Here is a 19,499-nt window from a genome sequence, read left to right as displayed (position 1 = left end):
CGGGCAACCGTGGACTGGCAGCTGAGCGACGACGCGCAGCCTGCCTCGCGGGTGCCCGCTTCCCGTCTGCTCGACGGCGGCCTCGGCGCCCCCGGCGACCCGACGCCCGTGCCTGTCACGGGCGCCTGGCGTCCCGGCGACGATCCCGGCGATCGGCAGTTCGCACGCATCGGCGACCTCGACACCGAGGCCGGCGCGTCGATCGCGGATGCGGTGGTCGCCTACGAGACGTGGGGGACGCTGAACGCGGCGCGCGACAACGCCGTGCTGGTGCTGCACGCCCTCACCGGCGACAGCCACGTGTGCGGGGCTGCGGGGCCCGGCCACGCGACCGCCGGCTGGTGGGAGGAGGTCGTGGGCCCCGGGCTCGCGATCGACACCGATCGGCACTTCGTCGTCGCGCCCAACATGCTGGGCGGCTGCCAGGGCTCCACCGGCCCGGCCTCGCTCGGCGCGGACGGCATCGAGCTGGGCTCGCGCTTCCCGCGCGTGACCGTGCGCGATCAGGTCGAGGCGCAGCGCCGGCTGGCCGACCGGCTCGGCGTCGCACGCTGGCACGCCGTGGTCGGCGGCTCGATGGGCGGCATGCACGCGCTCGAGTGGGCCGTCACGCACCCCGATCGCGTGGCTGCGACCGCGCTGCTCGCCTCGAACGCCGCCACCAGCGCCGACCAGATCGCGCAGAACACGCTGCAGATCGAGGCCGTCACGAGCGATCCTGGCTGGCTCGGCGGCGACTTCTACGACCTGCCCGGGCACGCCGGGCCCGCCCGCGGCCTCGCGCTCGCGCGCCGCATGGCGATGCTCGGCTACCGCTCGCAGCAGGAGCTCAACGAGCGCTTCCAGCGCTCCTGGCAGTCGAGCGTCGACCCGCTCGCGGGCGGCCGCTTCCAGGTGGAGTCGTACCTCGACGTGCACGGCAACCGCTTCACGCGCCGATTCGACGCGGGCTCCTACGTGCGGCTGGTCGACGCGATGACCACCCACGACGTCGGCCGCGGCCGCGGCGGCGTCGAGGCGGCGCTCGAGCGCATCACCTCACCGGCGCTCGTCGTCGGCATCTCCAGCGACCGGCTCTTCCCCGTCGCCGATCAGCAGCGGCTCGCCGCCGGCATCGCCACGAGCGTCTCCGGTGCCGAGCCGATCGTGCTCGAGAGCGGCTTCGGCCACGACGCCTTCCTGATCGAGTCCGCTCGCGTGCGCGACCTGCTCGCGACGCTCATCCACTGACAGCGCGTAGGGCCCGCGGCGCGCGGCCCGCAGCAGCATCCACACCGCGCCGACCAGGATCCCGACATGCACGAGGTTGCGCAGGGTCAGCAGCAGCACGCCGAAGGGATCGGCGCTCACGAGCGAGTCGTACGTCCAGGGGAACTGCAGGTGGGTCAGCGCCGCGACGAGCCCGATCGCGCCCACACCGATCCAATGCCGGCGCGCGCCGAGCTCGGCCAGCAGCAGCGCCGGCACCGTCAGCCACAGCACGAACTGAGGCGAGCCGACCTTGTTCGTGACGATCATCGACGCCACGAGCGCCACCGCCAGCCACACGATCGCCTCCCGGCGGTGCGAGCGCCGCACCGCGAGCGCCCCCAGCGCGCAGAGCGCCACGACCGCGGCGATCAGCACGGGCGTGGCGAGATCGGCGGTGCGGCCCACCCCCGGCGCGTCCACCTGGAAGGTGTAGATCTGCCGGTCGAAGTACACGTGGCCCTCGCCCAGCATCGCCTGCCACATGAAGGGGGTCGCGGCGACGGCCTCGATCTGCAGGCCGCGATCCTCCTGCTGGAGCAGGAACGAGAGCGCGTGCTGCGAGCCCAGCAGCGCGGCGATCGCGAGCACGGCGCCGGAGACCAGCGCGCCGGCGATCACGATGCGCAGCCGCTCCCTGCGCGCGATCAGCAGCGCCAGGTAGAGCACGCCCGGCCACACCTTCATCCAGGCGGCGGCCGTGAACGCGGCGGCGGCGACGCCCGGCCGCTGGCTGCGCAGCGCGATGAGCCCGATGATGCACACCGCGACGGTCACGGTGTCGATGCGCGCGAGCGCGACCGGGCCGAGCGCGAGCTGCAGGGCGAGCCACGTCCAGCCGAGCACGTGGCCGCGCCGCACCCGCAGCAGCAGTGCGAAGGCGACGGCATCCAGCGCCGTCACCATGAGCATCCAGACCAGCGGCAGGGCTTCTGGCCCCAGCACGCCCGAGACCAGGATGGGCGCCCATGCCAGCAGCGGGTACACCCACTCGACGTCGATCCCGAGCCACTCGCTCGGCCGGCCGTCGGTGCCCAGGCCCTGCTCCAGCCAGAACGGGTAGACGCTGAGCACGTCGCCGTACGCATCCGACACGCTCGGGATGTTGAGGATCGCGAGCAGGGCGTGCACGCCGCCGAACGCGAGCCACAGCCAGCCGCGCTCAGGCTTCAGAAGAGCCTCCTGGTGGCATCGCGCACCTCGCCGACGAGCTCCTCGATGATGTCCTCCAGGAACAGCAGCCCGGTGGTCTCGCCATTGGCGTCGAACGACCGCGCGATGTGCGCGCCGGTGGAGCGCATGAGCGCCAGCGCGTCCTCGACCTCCGCGTCCTGATAGATCGAGGCGAGCTGACGGATGCGCTTGCCGGGCACGGGCAGGTCGGCGTGCGCGTCGTCGGCCCCGAGCACGTCCTTGATGTGCACGTAGCCGCTCGGCGCGCCGTCGACGTCGGTGATGACGTAGCGCGAGAAGCCGCGCTCGCGCACCGCCGCCTCGATGTCGGTGGGCGTGGCGCCCGCCGGCAGCGTGACGATGTCGCCCAGCGGCAGCGCCACGTCGCGCACGTGGCGCTCGGTGAACTCGAACGTGCGGGTGATGGCGCCGGTCGGGTCGAACAGCAGGCCCTCGCGCTTCGAGGTCTCGACGATCGTCTCGACCTCGTCGATCGTGAAGGCGCTCGCCGCCTCATCCACCGGCTGCACGCGGAACAGTCGCAGGATGCCGTTCGCGACCGCGTTCATGGCCCAGATGACGGGCTTGAACACGCGCGAGATCAGCACCAGCGGCGGCGCGAGCAGCAACACGGCGCGATCGGGCACCGTGAACGCGGCGTTCTTCGGCACCATCTCGCCCAGCACCACGTGCAGGTAGGTCACCAGCAGCAGGGCGATGACGAACGCGACGACCGAGACCACCTCTGGCGACAGCCCGGTCCATTCCAGCGGTCCCTCGAGCAGGTGGTGGATCGCCGGCTCGGAGACGTTCAGGATCAGCAGCGAGCAGACGGTGATGCCCAGCTGGCACATGGCCAGCATGAGCGAGACGTGCTCCATCGCCCACAGCGCCAGCTTCGCCGCGGCGTTGCCGCGGTCGGCGAGCGGCTCGATCTGGCTGCGCTTGGCCGAGATGACGGCGAACTCCGCGCCGACGAAGAAGGCGTTGGCCGCCAGCAGGATGAACAGCCACATGATGCCGAGCCAGTCGCTCATCGCTGCTCCTCCTGCCGCACGGGGCGGTCGACATGCCGCACGCGGTCGACGCGGCGGCCGTCCATCCGCTCGACCCGGAGCGTGCCGCTGTCGATCTCGACCGTGTCGCCGACCACCGGCAGCGTGCCGAGCTCGGCCATGATGAAGCCGCCGACGGTCTCGAAGGGCCCATCCTCGGGGATCTCGATGCGGGCGCGCTCGCGCAGCTCGTCCGGCCGGAACTCACCGGGGAACGTGACCCAGCCGGGGCCCTGGACGACATCGACGTGCATGCGGTCGTGCTCGTCTGCGACCTCGCCGACGACCTCCTCGACGAGATCCTCGAGCGTCGCGATGCCGGCGGTGCCGCCGTACTCGTCGACGACGATGGCGAGCTGGTAGCCGCGCTCCTTGAGATCGGCCAGCAGCGCATCCAGGTGCACCGACTCCGGCACCCGGTGCGGATCCTCGGCGATGGCGGCGACCGGCACGTCGGCACGCCGCTCGCGCGGCACCGAGATCGCCTGCTTGACGTGGGCGATGCCGATCACCTCGTCGAGGTCGCCGTCGATGACCGGGAAGCGGGACAGGCCGGTGCGGTGCGCGAGCGTGACGAGGTCGGCGACGGAGTCGCTGCGCTCGATGGCCTCGACCCGCGGCCTGGGCGTCATGACGTCGCCGGCCGAGAGCTCCGAGAAGCGCAGCGTGCGCGAGAGCAGCGTGGCCGCATCGGCGTCGAGCGCGCCCTCCATGGCGCTGCGGCGCACGAGCGTGGTGAGCTCCTCGGCGGTGCGCGCGCCCGAGAGCTCTTCCTTCGGCTCCAGCCCGATCGAGCGCAGGATGCCGTTGGCCGAGCCGTTGAGCGCCAGCACGGCGGGCTTGAACACCGCGGTGAAGGCGCGCTGGAACGGCGTGACGCCGATCGCGGTGCCGAGCGGCTTCGCGAGCGCGAGGTTCTTGGGCACGAGCTCGCCGACGATCATCGACAGGATGGTCGCGCCGGTCATGGCGATCACGCTCGAGAGCGGGCCGGCGAAGCCCTCCTCGAGCCCCCACGAGACGAGCACGGGGGTGAGCAGCCGCGAGATCGCCGGCTCCATCGTGAAGCCGGTGAGCAGGGTGGTGAGCGTGATGCCGAGCTGGGCGCTCGAGAGGTGCGTCGAGGTCTGCTTGAGCGCCTTGATCGTGCCGTCGAGCCTGGCCTCGCCCCGGTCGCGGCGGGCCTCCACCTCGGAGCGGTCGAGATTGACCAGCGCGAACTCGCTGGCCACGAAGAGGCCGGTTCCGATCGTCAGGATGACGCCGATGGATATGAGGATGAGATCCATCAGCCGATCGGTTCCGGCTCGGGACTATGACTATGGTCGTCGGTCACGCGCGAAATCCTACCGCCACCGGCCGGACGCATCCGCTCTGCGTCGCAGGTGTCGGTCACCGAGCCTCACCAGCTGACCGGGAGCGCCTTTCCCTCCTCGTAGCCGGCCGCCGACTGCACGCCGACGCGGGCGCGCTCGCGGAACTCTGGCACGCTCGCCGCGCCCGCGTAGGTGAACGAGGAGCGCACGCCGGAGGTGATCATGTCGACCAGGTCCTCGACACTGGGCCGCTGCGGGTCGAGCAGGATGGTCGAGGTGGAGATGCCCTCGGCGAAGAGCGTCTTGCGCGCGAGCTCGTAGGCGTCGATGCCGGCGTTGCGGCCCAGCACCGCGCGTGTGGAGGCCATGCCCCACGACTCCTTGTAGAGCCTGCCCTGCGCGTCGCGCTGCAGCCGGCCGGGCGCCTCGATGGTGCCGGCGAACCACGAGCCGACCATGACGCTCGACGCTCCCGCCGCGAGCGCGAGCGCGACGTCGCGCGGGTAGCGCACGCCGCCGTCCGCCCAGACGCGGGCGCCGAGCTCGAGCGCGGCGGCGGCGGTGTCGAGCACGGCGGAGAACTGCGGGCGGCCGACCGCGGTCATCATGCGCGTCGTGCACATCGCACCGGGGCCCACGCCGACCTTGAGGATGGATGCACCCGCCGCGGCCAGGTCGCGCACGCCGTCGGAGGAGACCACGTTGCCGGCCGCGACCGGGATCTGGTCGCCGACCGCGGCCCGCACGGCCTCGAGCGCTCGCAGCATGCCGCTCTGGTGGCCGTGCGCGGTGTCGACCACCACGACATCGGCGCCCGCATCGACGAGCGCCCGCGCCTTGGCCCCTGGACCGCCGTTGATGCCGACGGCGACGGCGATGCTGAGACGACCGGATGCGTCCAGTGCCGGCCGGTAGATGTCGCGCCGCAGCGCTCCCAGCCGCGACGCGATGCCGACGCAGCGGCCGTGCTCGACCACCGGCGCGACCGAGACGCCCTCGCGCTCGAGGGCGGCGAACATGCTGCGGCCGTCGGCGACCTCGGACGGCTCGAGGCTCGGCAGCTGCGAGTGGAGCAGGTCGCCCAATCGCGCATCGGGCAGCGCGGAGGCGAGGCGCTCGGCGGGGATGGCGCCCAGCAGCATGCCGTCGGCGTCCTCCACCACGAGGCAGTGGCCCTCGAGCGCCGGGACCCGCTCGAGCACGTCGAGCACGACCGAGTCGGGACTCGTGCGGTGCGGCGACTCGAGCCCGATCGGCTGCGACTTCACCCAGTCGATCGAGGCGACCGTCTGCTCGATCGGCGGATCCTGCGTGAGCACGGCGAGGCCGCCGCGGCGCGCGAGGGTCGCGGCCATGCGCGGGCCGGTGACGGAGTTCATGTTCGCCGCGACGATCGGCAGCGTCGCGCTCGTGCCGTCGTCGGGCGAGAGGTCGACGCTCATGCGCGAGCCGATGTCGCTGCGGCTGGGGACCAGGAAGACGTCGGAGTAGGTGAGGTCGTGCTCCGGCACGTCGTCGATGAATCGCATGCGTCCAGGGTAGATCGCTCAGTCCTTCGCCTGACCCCAGTCGCCGACGACCGCGGTCTGCACCGGGAAGTCGATCGGGAAGCGGCCGAACAGCAGCCTGCCCGCCTCTGCCGCGGCCGACCTGACGGCCTCGGCCACCGCATCCGCCGACCCCTCCGGTGCCTGCACGATGACCTCGTCGTGCAGGAAGCACACCAGCGCCGCGCCGTCGACGTCGCGGATCGCGCGGCGCACGCCCGCCATCCACGCGAGCGCCCACTCGGCGGCGGTGCCCTGCACGACGAAGTTGCGCGTGAACCTGCCCCAGGCGCGCGCCTGCCGCCCGCCGCGCTCGTCGTCGCGCCAGCGCGGCGGCACGGGCGAGGTGCGGCCGAGCCAGGTGCGCACGCGCTCGCGCCGTTCGCCGGCGCGAGCGGCGCCCTCGACCACCGCCAGCGCCCTGGGGTAGGCGAGGGCGAGCCGCGGCAGCACCAGCGCGGACTCCCCCGTGGTGCCGCCGTAGAGGGCGCCGAGCATGCCGATCTTCGCGTGCTGCCTGGTGTCGACCACACCGCGGTCGACGAGCCCCTGGTAGAGGTCGGTGCCGCGGCCCGCGTCGGCGAGCGCCTCGTCGCGGGCGATCGCGGCGAGCGCGCGCGGCTCGAGCTGCGCGGCGTCGGCGACCACCAGCCGCATGCCCGGCTCGGCCGCCACCGCGCCGCGGATCTGCCTGGCGATCTGCATCGCCCCCGAGCCCTCCGTCGCCCAGCGACCCGTGACGACGCCGCCGGGCACGTACTCGATCGCCAGCCGCATGCGGCCCTGCGCGTCGGTGCGCGCCCAGCGCTGCGCCCACGCCCAGCCGTTGGCGGTGTGCAGCCGCGCGAGGTGCTTGTACTCGATGAGCGGCGCCACGGCCGGGTGCTCGTGCTCGCGCAGCTCCCAGCGGGCGGTGGAGGCGACATCGAGCCCCGCGCGCCGGAGCGCCTTCAGCACCTCCTGCGGCGAATCGGGATTGAGCGCAGGCGCGGCGAGCGCGTCGCGCACCTCGGCGGCGAGCGCCTCCATGCGGCGCGGGCGGGCGGCGGCTCCCACGCCGACGGGCCGCTCGCCCAGCGCCTCGGTGAGCAGCGCGTCGTGCGCCGCGCGGTCGAACGGCAGCCCCTGGCGGCTCAGCTCCACCGCGATCACGGCGCCCATCGACTCGGCCGCGGCGAGCATCCGCAGCCCCGCGTCGGCGGCGATCGCGGCCTCCTGCGCCGCCAGCTGCTCGGCGAGCGCCTCGACCGGCTCGGCCTCGGGGGCGAGCGAGAACAGCCCCTCGGCCTCGCCGCGCAGCGAGCGTGCCCAGCGCTCCTCTGCCGCCAGCCCGCGCGCCTCCACCAGGATGCGGTGCACGAGGCGCAGGTCGCGCACGCGGTCGAGGCCCACGCCCGCATCCAGCAGCAGGGGCACCACCGCCTTGGCGTCCTGCCAGACGATTCGCACGCCCGGCCTGGTCAGCCGCGGGTCGGCGGCGACGTGCGCGCTCGCGTGCACCGACGCATCCGTGGCACGACCGTCGACGAGGGTGGCGACGGCGATGCGCGCGCCGCGGTCGAGCGATGCGACGCCCACATCGAAGCTCGCTGCGGCCATGTCCTGACGCTAGTGGGCACCGATGACACCCACTGGTCACCCGAATGCGTCAGGATGGTCCTCGGAGACAGCGATGACAGCGCAGGTTGTGGTGCTCAACGCGACGCTCGAGCCGATCGGCGTCGCTTCGCTGCAGCGCGCCGTCGCCTTCATCGTCAAGGAGCGCGCGCAGATCGTGCTCGCCGCCGACGGCTTCATCCGCTCGAACTCGCTGGAGCTGCCGGTGCCGCGCGTGGTGGTGTTCAACGACTACGTGCAGATCCCCCACACCCGGCTCTACGCACCGGTGCCGTGGAGCCGTCGCGGCATGCTCGAGCGCGACGGGCGGCGATGCGCGTACTGCGGGCGGCCCGGCGCGACGATCGACCACATCCAGCCGGTCTCGCGCGGCGGCGAGTCCAGCTGGCTCAACACGATCACGGCCTGCGTCGCCTGCAACGGCGAGAAGGGCGGCCGGACACCGCCGGAGGCCGGCATGCCGCTGCTGTTCGAGCCGCGCGTGGTGTGGCGCCGGGAGGTGCTGCTGCTCGCCGTCCAGGCTGCCGGCGTCGATCTGCAGGAACTCGGTCTTGCGCTCGAGCGATCCTCCGCCTGAGGCATCGAGCAGCACGCGTCGCCACTATGCTTGTTGGCAGTGTGGCCGCGGACTGCCTGCGGCATGCCCGGAGATTCGAAAGAGGCGATCGATACCGTGTCCACCCCTGCGGACGACAACGATTTCGGAGCGAACGAGTGGCTCGTCGAGGAGCAGTACCAGCTCTTCATCAACGACAAGAACTCGGTCGCCCGATCGTGGTGGCCCATCCTCGAGCGATACGCCGAGCAGCGTGACGCCGGGGGTGCGGCGACGAGCATGAGCGAGACCGCCAAGCCCGCGTCCGATGCGGCTCCCCCAGCGCCGGCTCCCGCGTCGGCGCCGGCTCCCGCTGCCGAGTCGTCGAAGCCCGCGCCTCCGCGCCAGCCTGTCCGCGCCGAGTCGCGCCCGGACCAGCCGGTCGACTCCGGCGAGGGACAGCACGCCCAGGACGCGCCGCGCGAGGACACCGAGGGCCAGGCCGAGACGCCCGCGCCGGCGAAGAGCGAGGGCGCGATCGTCGCCCGGACCACCGCGCAGGCCGCACGTCCCAAGCCGGTGCCGGCGGATGCGCCGACCAAGGAGGCGAAGAAGGCCGACGCGACGAAGGCCGACGAGCAGCCCAAGGACGAGCCCGCCGTCACGACGCTGCGAGGCATGCCGAAGACGCTCGCGGCCAACATGGACAAGTCGCTGTCGATGCCGGTCGCCACCAGCGTGCGCACCGTGCCGGCGAAGCTGATGATCGACCAGCGCATCGTCATCAACAACCACCTCCGCCGCACGCGCGGCGGCAAGGTCTCGTTCACGCACATCATCGGCTACGCGCTCGTGCAGGCGCTGAAGGCCTTCCCCAGCCAGAACGTCTACTACGAGGTCATCGACGGCAAGCCCTCGATGGTCGCGCCGCCGCACATCAACCTCGGCATCGCGATCGACATCCCCAAGCCCGACGGCACCCGTGCGCTGCTGGTGCCGAGCATCAAGGGCTGCGAGACGATGGACTTCCAGGAGTTCGTCAACGCCTACGAGGCGCTCGTGAAGAAGGCCCGCGCCAACAAGCTGGGCGCCGGCGACTTCGCGGGCACCACGATCTCGCTCACGAACCCGGGCGGCATCGGCACCGTGCACTCCGTGCCCCGTCTGATGCCGGGCCAGGGCGCCATCATCGGCGTCGGCGCGCTCGACTACTCCGCCGAGTTCATGGGCTCGAGCCCCGAGCGGCTCGCGGACGCGGGCGTCGGCAAGACCGTCACCCTCACCTCCACCTACGACCACCGCGTCATCCAGGGCGCCGGCTCCGGCGAGTTCCTGAAGATCGTGCACGGCCTGATCGTCGGCGAGCAGGACTTCTACAAGGGCATCTTCGCCGACCTGCGCATCCCCTACGAGCCGATCAAGTGGTCGACCGACGTCTCGGTGCGCGAGGCCGACGAGCTCTCGAAGCAGACGCGCGTCACGCAGCTGATCAACTCGTACCGCGTGCGCGGCCACCTGATGGCCGACATCGACCCGCTCGAGTACGTGCAGCGCACGCACCCCGACCTCGAGATCGAGCAGCACGGCCTGTCGTTCTGGGATCTCGACCGCGAGTTCGTCACCGGCGGCTTCGGCGGCAAGCGCTCCGCGCTGCTGCGCGACATCCTCGGCGTGCTGCGCGACTCGTACTGCCGCACGATCGGCATCGAGTACATGCACATCGCCGACCCGGCGCAGCGACAGTGGTTCCAGAGCCACCTCGAGGTGCCCTACGTCAAGCCGACGCACGACGAGCAGATGCGCATCCTGCGCAAGCTCAACGAGGCGGAGGCCTTCGAGACCTTCCTGCAGACCAAGTACGTCGGGCAGAAGCGCTTCTCGCTCGAGGGCGCTGAGTCGATGATCGCGTTCCTCGACGCGCTGCTCGCCGGTGCGGCGGAGGCGGGCCTCGAGGAGGTCGCGATGGGCATGCCGCACCGCGGACGCCTCAACGTGCTCACCTCGATCGCCGGCAAGACCTACGGCCAGGTGTTCCAGGAGTTCGAGGGCGCCGCCGTCTTCCAGGGCTCCGGCGACGTCAAGTACCACCTGGGCAACGCGGGCGAGTTCACCGCCGCCGACGGCTCGACCGTACCGGTCTACCTCGCGGCGAACCCCTCGCACCTCGAGGCCGTCAACGGCGTGCTCGAGGGCATCGTGCGCGCCAAGCAGGATCGCATCGGCGACGGCGAGCACAGCGTGCTGCCGGTGCTCGTGCACGGCGATGCCGCGAACGCCGGCCAGGGCGTGGTCTTCGAGACGCACCAGCTCTCGATGCTGCGCGCGTACAAGACCGGCGGCACCGTGCACCTGGTCGTGAACAACCAGCTCGGCTTCACCACGCCGCCGTCCGAGTCGCGCTCGTCGACCTACGCGACCGACATCGCGAAGTCGATCCACGCCCCGATCCTGCACGTGAACGGCGACGACCCCGAGGCCGTGGTGCGGGTGGCGGAGCTGGCGTTCCAGTACCGCCAGGAGTTCAAGCGCGACATCGTCATCGACCTCATCTGCTACCGGCGCCGTGGGCACAACGAGGGCGACGACCCCACCATGACGCAGCCGCTGATGTACTCGCTGATCGAGCAGAAGCGATCGGTGCGCACCCTCTACGCCGAGAACCTCGTCGGCCGCGGTGACATCACCAAGGAGGAGTACGAGGCGGCGCAGGCCGACTTCCAGGGCAAGCTCGAGCGCGCCTTCATGGAGACGCACGCGGCCGCGACCGGCTCCATGCCCGTCGTGACCCCGGAGGAGGCCGCCGACGCCGAGTCCGCCCACCGCGAGCCGGACACGACCGGTGTGGACGCATCCGTCATCCATGCCATCGGCGATGCGCACGGCAACCCGCCAGAGGGCTTCAAGGTGCACCCGAAGGTCAAGCAGGTGCTCGACAAGCGCGTCAAGGCGAGCCGTGAGGGCGGCATCGACTGGGCCTTCGGCGAGCTGCTGGGCCTCGGCTCGCTGCTGCTCGAGGGCACGCCGGTGCGCATGTCGGGCCAGGACACCCGCCGCGGCACCTTCGTGCAGCGCCATGCCGTCATGCACGACCGCAAGAACGGCCAGGAGTGGCTGCCGCTGGCGAACCTCGGCTCGGACCAGGCTCGCCTGTCGATCTACGACTCGCTGCTGAGCGAGTACGCGGCGATGGGCTTCGAGTACGGCTACTCGGTCGAGCGGCCGGATGCGCTGGTGCTGTGGGAGGCGCAGTTCGGCGACTTCGCCAACGGCGCGCAGATCATCATCGACGAGTTCATCGCCTCCGCCGAGCAGAAGTGGAACCAGCACTCATCGCTCGTGCTGCTGCTGCCGCACGGCTACGAGGGCGCCGGTCCCGACCACTCCTCGGGTCGCATCGAGCGCTTCCTCCAGATGGCGGCGGAGGACAACATGACGATCGCCCGTCCGTCGACGCCGGCGAACCACTTCCACTTGCTGCGCCGGCAGGCGTACGCGACGCCCCGCCGGCCGCTGGTGGTGTTCACGCCCAAGGCGATGCTGCGCCTGCGCGACGCGACCAGCGCGGTCGATGACTTCACGACCGGCCGCTTCCAGACCGTGATCGACGACCGGCAGGTGCAGGATGCAGCCGGGGTCAAGCGGGTGCTGCTGCACTCGGGCAAGATCCACTACGACCTCAAGGCGGAGCTGGCCAAGCGGGAGCGCAGCGACGTCGCGCTCGTGCGCGTCGAGCAGCTCTACCCGCTGCCGGTCGATGAGATCAACGCCGCGGTCGACCGCTACCCGGGCGCCGAGCTCGTCTGGGTGCAGGAGGAGCCGCTCAACCAGGGCTCGTGGCCGTTCATCCATCTCGCGCTGCCGCGGCACCTGCACGGCCGCACGCTCAAGGTCGTCGGGCGCCCGCAGTCGGCCAGCCCGGCGACGGGCTCGGCCAAGCGCTCTGCGCGCGAGCTCACGGCGATCCTGGAGACCGCGCTGGGCTGATCGGCCGTGGGCTAGTCGCGCGAGGCCAGGAAGCTGTACACCTCGGTCTCGTCGACGCCCGGGAACGCGCCGGGCGGCAGGGCCGCCAGCAGGTGCGAGTGCGCCCTGGCGCTCGGCCACGCCTGCCCTGCCCACTCGGAGGCGAGCTCGACCGGGGGCTGCCGGCAGCACGAGGGATCGGGGCAGCGCGAGATCGAGCGCTCCTTCGTGGCCCGGCCGCGGAACCACTTGGCCTGCGAGAACGGCACGCCGATCGAGAGCGAGAACTCACCCGACGCGCTGCGCTCCGTCATCGCCGAGCACCAGAAGGTGCCGGCGGGCGTCTCGGTGTACTGCTCGAAGGCGTTGACCTTGTCGGCGACGTCGAACACCTCGCGGCTCGTCCAGTGCTTGCAGACCGGCTGGCCCTCGATCGCGCCCATGTGGTCGGTGGGGAACGTGACGCCGTCGTTCTCGTAGGCCTTGTAGATGATGCCCGACTCGTGCACCTTCTGGAAGTGCAGCGGGATGCCCAGATGGACGGTCGCGAGGTTCGTCAGCCGGTGCGCGGCAGCCTCGTAGGAGACGGCGAACGCGTCCCGCAGGTCTTCGACGGCCAGCTGCCGCTCCTGCTTCGCGGCCTCGAGGAACGTCACTGCGGCCCGCTCGGGCACCAGCAGTGCCGCGGCGAAGTAGTTCGTCTCGATCCGCTGACGCAGGAAGGCGCCGAAATCCTCGGGCACCGAGTGGCCCAGCACGTGGTGCCCGAGCGCCTGCAGCAGCACCGAGCGCGGGTCGTGGCCGGTGTGGCTCGAGCGCGAGAGGTAGATGCGCTTGCGCTTGTAGTCCATCACCGAGCGGGTCGAGTGCGGCAGGTCGCCCACGTGATGCACGCTGAATCCGAGGCGCTCGGTGATCGCCGCGATGAGGTGCTGCGAGAGCGGCCCGGCCTGGTAGCCCACCTTCGCGAGCATCGCGGCGGCCTCCGCCTCGATCTCGGGGAAGTGGTTGTCGCGCGCCCGCATCTGCGCGCGCAGCTCCGTATTCGCCCTGCGCGCCTCCTCCGGCGTCGCCGCCCGCTCCTCCGCCACCCGGTCGAGCTCGTCGACGAGCGCCAGCGTGGTCGCCAGCACGTCGTCGGGCGTGCGCGGGCCGATGCGCATCGTGGGCAGCCGCTTCTGCTGCCAGGTCGATGACTGCATCGCGCGCTCGAGCCGCAGCTCCATCGCCGCGCGCTTCGACGGCGGCGCCGTGCCGGTGAGCTGCTCGAGGCTCACCCCATAGAGCGCCGAGAGCTGCTGCAGCTGCGAGAACCGTGCCTCGCGCTTGCCGTTCTCGAAGCCCGACAGCTGCGAGGGTGCAAGCCCGATCGCCACGTGCACGGCGTCGAGCGTGAGACCGGCCTGCTTGCGCGCGTGGCGCAGGGACTTGCCGAGCTGCAGCGCGTCGACCGGCGCCGGCTCGGGGGCCGAGGGCACCGATCGGTTCCAGGTGCCCGGTGCGGTGCGTTCGCTGGTCATGGATGCACCTTACGGCAGAACTGCGCAGGTTGGCAGAAACGAAGAAATTCACGTGCGGATGGTCGAAACCCGTGCAGAACTGCACGCACAGTGGTTGCAGGACCCCGCCGGAGCACACCGGCGACGAACGAGGAGGACACCATGACCGAGCAGCCCGACACCACGAAGTTCGAGAGCACGATGGCGACCGAGGCCGCGGAGCTCGAGCTCGAGTGGGCGGCGGATGCCCGCTGGAACGGCATCAAGCGCGACTACAGCGCCGCCGACGTCGTCCGGCTGCGCGGCTCGGTCGTCGAGGAGCACACGCTGGCACGCCGCGGCTCGGAGCGCCTCTTCGAGCGCCTGCACACCTCCGCGACGCCGGTGCGAGCGCTCGGCGCACTGACCGGCAACCAGGCGGTGCAGCAGGTGCGCGCCGGCCTCGAGGCGATCTACCTCTCGGGCTGGCAGGTCGCTGCCGACGCGAACCTCTCCGGCCAGACCTACCCCGACCAGTCGCTCTACCCGGCCAACTCGGTGCCCGCCGTCGTGCGGCGCATCAACAACGCGCTGCAGCGCGCCGACCAGATCGAGCGCAGCGAGGGCATCCGCACGGTCGCCGACTGGATCGCGCCCATCGTCGCCGACGCCGAGGCCGGCTTCGGCGGCCCGCTGAACGCCTTCGAGCTCATGCGCAGCATGATCGTCGCCGGCGCGGCGGGCGTGCACTGGGAGGACCAGCTCGCGAGCGAGAAGAAGTGCGGCCACCTGGGCGGCAAGGTGCTCATCCCCACGCAGCAGCACGTGCGCACGCTGAACGCGGCTCGCCTCGCATCCGACGTCGAGAACGTGCCGAGCGTCATCATCGCCCGCACCGACGCCGAGGCTGCGACGCTGCTCACCAGCGATGTCGACGAGCGCGACCGCCCCTTCCTCACCGGCGGCCGCACGGCCGAAGGCTTCTATGAGGTGCAGAACGGCATCGAGCCCTGCATCGCCCGAGGGCGCGCCTACGCCGAGTACGCCGACCTGCTGTGGATGGAGACCGGCAAGCCCGACCTCGAGGTCGCGCGCCGCTTCGCCGAGGGCATCAAGAGCGAGTTCCCCGACCAGCTGCTGGCCTACAACTGCTCGCCCTCGTTCAACTGGAAGAAGCACCTCGACGACGACCAGATCGCCACGTTCCAGCGCGAGCTGGGCGCGATGGGCTTCCGCTTCCAGTTCATCACGCTGGCCGGCTTCCACGCCCTGAACCACTCGATGTTCGACCTGGCCAAGGGCTACGCCGAGCACGACATGTCGGCCTACGTCGCGCTGCAGGAGCGGGAGTTCGCCGCTGAGGCGCAGGGCTACACCGCCACCAAGCACCAGCGCGAGGTCGGCACGGGCTGGTTCGACCAGGTCGCGACCGCGCTCAACCCGACCTCGGGGACGCTGGCGCTCGCCGGCTCCACCGAGTCCGAGCAGTTCCATTGATCCGCGCAGAGCCAAGAAGGAGGACGACATGAACGACCGCATCCGCATCACCGCCACCGCCGAGGGCCAGGAGCGCGTCCTCACCGACGACGCGCTGTCCTTCCTGCTCGAGCTGCACGACGCGTTCGAGTGCCAGCGCCAGCAGCAGCTGCAGGACCGCCGCAAGCGGCGCGCGGCCTTCGCCGACGGCGACGTGCCGAGCTTCCTGGCCGCGACCGAGCGCATCCGTCGTGACAGCTCATGGAAGGTCGCGCCGCCGGCACCGGGCCTGGAGGACCGCCGCGTGGAGATCACCGGTCCGATCGAGCGCAAGATGACCATCAACGCGCTCAACTCAGGCGCCAAGGTGTGGCTGGCCGACTGCGAGGACGCCTCGAGCCCGCTGTGGCGCAACGTCATCGCGAGCCAGGTCAACCTGCAGGACGCCATCCGCGAGCAGATCGAATTCACCAGCCCCGAGGGCAAGGAGTACCGCGTCACGGCCGAGCAGACGCCGACGATCGTCGTGCGCCCGCGCGGCTGGCACCTCGACGAGCACCGGATCATCGTCGACGGCAAGCCGATGTCGGGTTCGCTGGTCGACTTCGGCCTGCACGTCTTCCACAACGCCGACGAGCTCATCGCCCGCGGCTCAGGCCCGTACTTCTACCTGCCGAAGATCGAGAACCACCTCGAGGCGCGGCTGTGGAACGACGTGTTCGTGATGGCGCAGCAGCTGCTGGTGCTGCCACAGGGCACCATCCGCGCGACCGTGCTGATCGAGACGATCACGGCGGCGTTCGAGATGGAGGAGATCCTGTACGAGCTGCGCGATCACTCAGCGGGTCTCAACGCCGGCCGGTGGGACTACCTGTTCTCGATGATCAAGGCGTTCCGCCTGCGGGGCGAGGCGTTCGTGCTCCCCGACCGCGCGCAGCTGACGATGACGGCGCCGTTCATGCGCGCCTACACCGAGCAGCTCGTGCGGGCCTGCCACCGTCGCGGTGCGCACGCCATCGGCGGCATGGCGGCGTTCGTGCCGAGCGCGAAGGATCCCGAGGCCACCGAGCGCGCGCTGTCGGCGGTCGCGGCCGACAAGTCGCGCGAGGCCGGCGACGGCTTCGACGGCTCCTGGGTCGCGCACCCGGGCCTGGTCGCCACCTGCCGCGAGGCGTTCGACGCGGTGCTGGGCGACGAGCCGAACCAGCTCGGCCGCAGCCGCGAGGACGTGCCGGTCGACGGCGACGCGCTCATCGACCTGTCGACCACGCCGGGCGAGATCACTGACGGCGGCCTGCGCTCCAACATCGAGATCGGCATCCGCTACATGGAGGCGTGGCTGCGCGGCCACGGCGCCGTCGCCATCCACTCGCTGATGGAGGATGCGGCGACCGCCGAGATCTCCCGCTCGCAGGTGTGGCAGTGGATCTACAACGAGTCGGCCACCTCTGACGGCCGCACGATCACGCGCGAGCGCTGCGAGGCGATCGTCGACGAGCTGGGCCGCGGCTTCGAGCGCGCCGAGGGCAACCGCTTCCGCGAGGCGATCGCGCTCTTCCGCGAGATCGCGCTCGAGGAGACCTACCCGGCCTTCCTCACCCTCGCCGGCACCGAGCGCTACCTCGCTGAGGGCGTGGAGCGCTCGACCACGGGCCCGATCCCTGTGACGGATGCGCCGGCTCCCGTCGCGCAGACGACGTCGCGGGACGCAGACGAGCAGGAGCGTGAAGCGGCCTGAGACGCGCGAAGGCGGGACCCCGATCGGGTCCCGCCTTCAGCATGTCCGGGAGCGTCAGTCGTGCTGCGCCTTCGCGGCACGCAGGCTCGCCAGCAGCCGCTCGCGCAGCTCCTCGGGGGCGCGGTCCTTGCAGGCGCCCTGCAGCGCGCTCGTGAGCGTCTCCCCCACGTGGTGCTCTGCCGAGCACTCCTCGCAGGTGTCGAGGTGCGCGCGCACGTCGGCGGCGTCCTCGGCGCACAGCTCCTTGTGGAGGTACTCCTCCAGCGCTGCTCGCGCCTGCGTGCAGTCCTTGTTCGCCTCTACCGTGCTCACGGCTTCTTCCCCTTCTCGGTGCTCTCCGGCACCTCGATGCCCTGTTCGCGTGCGTAATCGGCCAGCAGGCCTCGCAGCAGCTTGCGGCCGCGATGCAGCCGGCTCATGACGGTGCCGGTCGGGGTCTCCATCACCTCGGCGGTCTCCGCGTAGCTGAGCCCCTCGACGTCGACCCAGTAGACCGCCATGCGGAAGTCGACCGGCACCTGCTGCAGCGCGTCCTTGACGATGCCCGAGGGCATCCGGTGGATGGCCTCGGCCTCGGCGCTGCGGGAGGACGTGGAGGTGAACGACTCGGCGTCGCCGATCTGCCATTCCTCCATGTCGTCGAGCGGCGCCTCGAAGGGGCGTCGCTGCTGCTTGCGGTAGGTGTTGATGTAGGTGTTGGTCTGGATGCGGTACAGCCACGCCCGCAGGTTGGTGCCGGGCTTGAACGAGCCGTAGGCCGCGTAGGCCTTCAGCAGCGTCTCCTGCACCAGATCAGCCGCATCGGCCGGGTTGCGCGTCATGCGCATCGCGGCCGCGTAGAGCTGGTCGGCGTACTGCATCGCCTGCTCGGCGAAGTCGTCGCGGCGGGCGGCAGCTGCAGCGCTCGCGTCGACCTGGCCAGACTCGTCCTGTTCGCTTGTCATCGCCGGTGAGTCTAGTGTCGAGCGCGGCGCTTCGAGCGTCATGGTTGGCACTGGCACCTCCTCGGCTTCGCTTTCCGACCGATAGATTGCAACCGATGAGCCACCCCGATCATTCCCGTCCTTGGACCGCCCCGACCGCGAAGGCGCGGCTCGACGCGCGCGTGCAGCTGCCCGGTTCGAAGAGCCTCACCAACCGGGCATTGCTGCTGGCTGCGCTCGCGGACGGGCCCTCGACGCTGCATCGGCCGCTGCGCAGCCGCGACGCGTCGATCATGGCCGGTGGCCTGCGCGCGCTCGGCGCGGTCATCCGCGAGGTGCCCGGGGACGGCCTGTTCGGGCCGGATCTCGAGATCACGCCGGCGCCCGTGGTCGGCGGCGGCGCCATCGACTGCGGGCTGGCTGGCACCGCGATGCGCTTCCTGCCCATCGTCGCGGCGCTCGGCGACGGCCCGGTCGCGTTCGACGGCGACCCGCACGCGCGCAAGCGCCCGATGCAGCAGACGATCGCTGCGCTGCGCGATCTGGGCGTGCGCGTCGACGCCGACGAGCCGCGGCTGCCGTTCACGGTGCACGGCGCCGGCGAGGTGCGCGGCGGCGAGCTGACGGTCGATGCCAGCGCCTCGAGCCAGTTTGTCTCCGCGCTGCTGCTGGCGGCGCCGCGCTTCACCGAGGGGCTCACGCTGCACCACCGGGGCGAGCGCCTGCCCTCCATCCCGCACATCGAGATGACGCTCGAGGCGCTGCGCCAGCGCGGCGTCGTCGCCTCGACGATCGGCGAGGCCTCGTGGCGGATCGAGCCCGGCCCGATCGCCCCGCTCGACGAGCAGATCGAGCCCGACCTCTCGAACGCCGCGCCGTTCCTGGCGGCGGTCGTCGCGGTCGGCGGCCGCGTCGTGCTCGACGGCTGGCCCGCCGAGACCACGCAGGTCGGCAGCATGCTGCCCGCGCTGCTCGACGCCTTCGGCGCGACGAGCACGGTGGCGGATGGGTCCCTCACCGTCGAGGCGACCGGTGGCGCGATCCCCGGTGCCAGCCTCGACATGCACGCCTGCGGCGAGCTCTCCCCCACCATCGTGGCGCTCGGCGCCATCGCGTCGGCGCCCGTCGAGGTGACCGGCATCGGCCACACGCGCGGGCACGAGACCGACCGCATCCGGGCCCTGATCGACAACATCACCGCCCTCGGCGGCCGTGCGACGGAGCTGCCGGACGGCATCCGCATCGAGCCCGCGCCGCTGACGGGCGGCGACTGGGGCGCCTACGACGACCACCGCATCGCCACCGCCGGCGCGGTGGTCGGGCTGCGCGTGCCGGGCGTCGAGGTCGACGACATCGGCGCGACGGCGAAGACCATCCCGGAGTTCCCCGAGCTGTGGGCCGCGATGCTGGCCGGGGAGCGGGGCTGATGC

At 71.6% G+C, this 19,499-nt stretch carries 13 protein-coding genes and 1 pseudogene; 6 read left to right on the top strand and 8 right to left on the bottom strand.

Annotated features, from left to right (window positions below):
* The first annotated feature begins 9 nt into the window (after window positions 1–9).
* Window positions 10–1,230, top strand: a complete 1,221-nt coding sequence (gene metX, locus BM288_RS10585; RefSeq protein ID WP_092918627.1) for a homoserine O-acetyltransferase MetX — start codon at window positions 10–12, stop codon at window positions 1,228–1,230.
* 300 nt (window positions 1,231–1,530) lie between these two features.
* Here metX and BM288_RS14670 read toward each other — a convergent pair.
* The 5 genes and pseudogenes from BM288_RS14670 to BM288_RS10560 form a co-directional block, all read right to left on the bottom strand.
* Window positions 1,531–2,235, bottom strand: a pseudogene (locus BM288_RS14670) (glycosyltransferase 87 family protein); the annotation flags it as partial.
* Between the two features lie 182 nt (window positions 2,236–2,417).
* Window positions 2,418–3,458: a hemolysin family protein gene (locus BM288_RS10575; protein WP_092918623.1), complete on the bottom strand. Its 1,041-nt coding sequence runs from the start codon at window positions 3,456–3,458 to the stop codon at window positions 2,418–2,420.
* The gene (locus BM288_RS10570; protein WP_092918621.1) at window positions 3,455–4,765 is read right to left on the bottom strand and encodes a hemolysin family protein; all 1,311 of its coding nucleotides are present in this window, start codon (window positions 4,763–4,765) and stop codon (window positions 3,455–3,457) included. Before BM288_RS10570 ends, BM288_RS10575 begins: the two co-directional genes overlap by 4 nt.
* 113 nt (window positions 4,766–4,878) lie before the next feature.
* Complete coding sequence (guaB1, locus tag BM288_RS10565; protein WP_092918619.1) at window positions 4,879–6,321, bottom strand: GMP reductase; 1,443 nt, start codon at window positions 6,319–6,321, stop codon at window positions 4,879–4,881.
* Window positions 6,322–6,339: 18 nt separating this feature from the next.
* Window positions 6,340–7,938, bottom strand: a complete 1,599-nt coding sequence (locus BM288_RS10560; protein ID WP_092918617.1) for a bifunctional 3'-5' exonuclease/DNA polymerase — start codon at window positions 7,936–7,938, stop codon at window positions 6,340–6,342.
* Window positions 7,939–8,011: 73 nt separating this feature from the next.
* On the opposite strand from BM288_RS10560, the gene BM288_RS10555 reads away from it, so the two are divergent.
* Entirely contained in the window at window positions 8,012–8,533 is a 522-nt protein-coding gene (locus BM288_RS10555; protein WP_092918615.1) for an HNH endonuclease, read from the top strand.
* A 96-nt stretch (window positions 8,534–8,629) separates the two neighbouring features.
* Window positions 8,630–12,475 carry a multifunctional oxoglutarate decarboxylase/oxoglutarate dehydrogenase thiamine pyrophosphate-binding subunit/dihydrolipoyllysine-residue succinyltransferase subunit gene (locus BM288_RS10550; RefSeq protein ID WP_318255489.1) on the top strand — a complete coding sequence of 1,282 codons (3,846 nt, stop codon included), beginning with the start codon at window positions 8,630–8,632 and terminating at the stop codon, window positions 12,473–12,475.
* 11 nt (window positions 12,476–12,486) lie between these two features.
* Here BM288_RS10550 and BM288_RS10545 read toward each other — a convergent pair whose 3' ends face one another.
* Window positions 12,487–13,974 carry a helix-turn-helix transcriptional regulator gene (locus BM288_RS10545; RefSeq protein WP_092918611.1) on the bottom strand — a complete coding sequence of 496 codons (1,488 nt, stop codon included), beginning with the start codon at window positions 13,972–13,974 and terminating at the stop codon, window positions 12,487–12,489.
* A gap of 141 nt (window positions 13,975–14,115) precedes the next feature.
* Here BM288_RS10545 and aceA point away from each other — a divergent pair, with 141 nt between their 5' ends.
* Together aceA and aceB are read left to right on the top strand one after the other, a co-directional pair.
* Entirely contained in the window at window positions 14,116–15,429 is a 1,314-nt protein-coding gene (gene aceA / locus BM288_RS10540) for an isocitrate lyase (RefSeq protein WP_177220356.1), read from the top strand.
* Between the two features lie 28 nt (window positions 15,430–15,457).
* The gene (gene aceB, locus BM288_RS10535; RefSeq protein ID WP_092918609.1) at window positions 15,458–17,146 is read left to right on the top strand and encodes a malate synthase A; all 1,689 of its coding nucleotides are present in this window, start codon (window positions 15,458–15,460) and stop codon (window positions 17,144–17,146) included.
* A gap of 54 nt (window positions 17,147–17,200) precedes the next feature.
* Here the strand turns inward: aceB and BM288_RS10530 are convergent, their stop codons facing one another.
* Both BM288_RS10530 and BM288_RS10525 read right to left on the bottom strand, forming a co-directional pair.
* The gene (locus BM288_RS10530) at window positions 17,201–17,458 is read right to left on the bottom strand and encodes a zf-HC2 domain-containing protein (RefSeq protein ID WP_092918607.1); all 258 of its coding nucleotides are present in this window, start codon (window positions 17,456–17,458) and stop codon (window positions 17,201–17,203) included.
* Entirely contained in the window at window positions 17,455–18,090 is a 636-nt protein-coding gene (locus tag BM288_RS10525; protein WP_177220355.1) for a sigma-70 family RNA polymerase sigma factor, read from the bottom strand. The genes BM288_RS10530 and BM288_RS10525 overlap by 4 nt, the downstream gene beginning before the upstream one ends.
* Window positions 18,091–18,185: 95 nt before the next feature.
* On the opposite strand from BM288_RS10525, the gene aroA reads away from it, so the two are divergent.
* Window positions 18,186–19,496: a 3-phosphoshikimate 1-carboxyvinyltransferase gene (aroA, locus tag BM288_RS10520; protein ID WP_092918603.1), complete on the top strand. Its 1,311-nt coding sequence runs from the start codon at window positions 18,186–18,188 to the stop codon at window positions 19,494–19,496.
* The last annotated feature ends 3 nt before the right edge of the window (window positions 19,497–19,499 follow it).

The organism is Agrococcus baldri (assembly GCA_900114805.1).
In the GTDB taxonomy this organism is placed as follows: domain Bacteria; phylum Actinomycetota; class Actinomycetes; order Actinomycetales; family Microbacteriaceae; genus Agrococcus; species Agrococcus baldri.
This window is presented reverse-complemented; position numbering and strand designations above follow the sequence as displayed.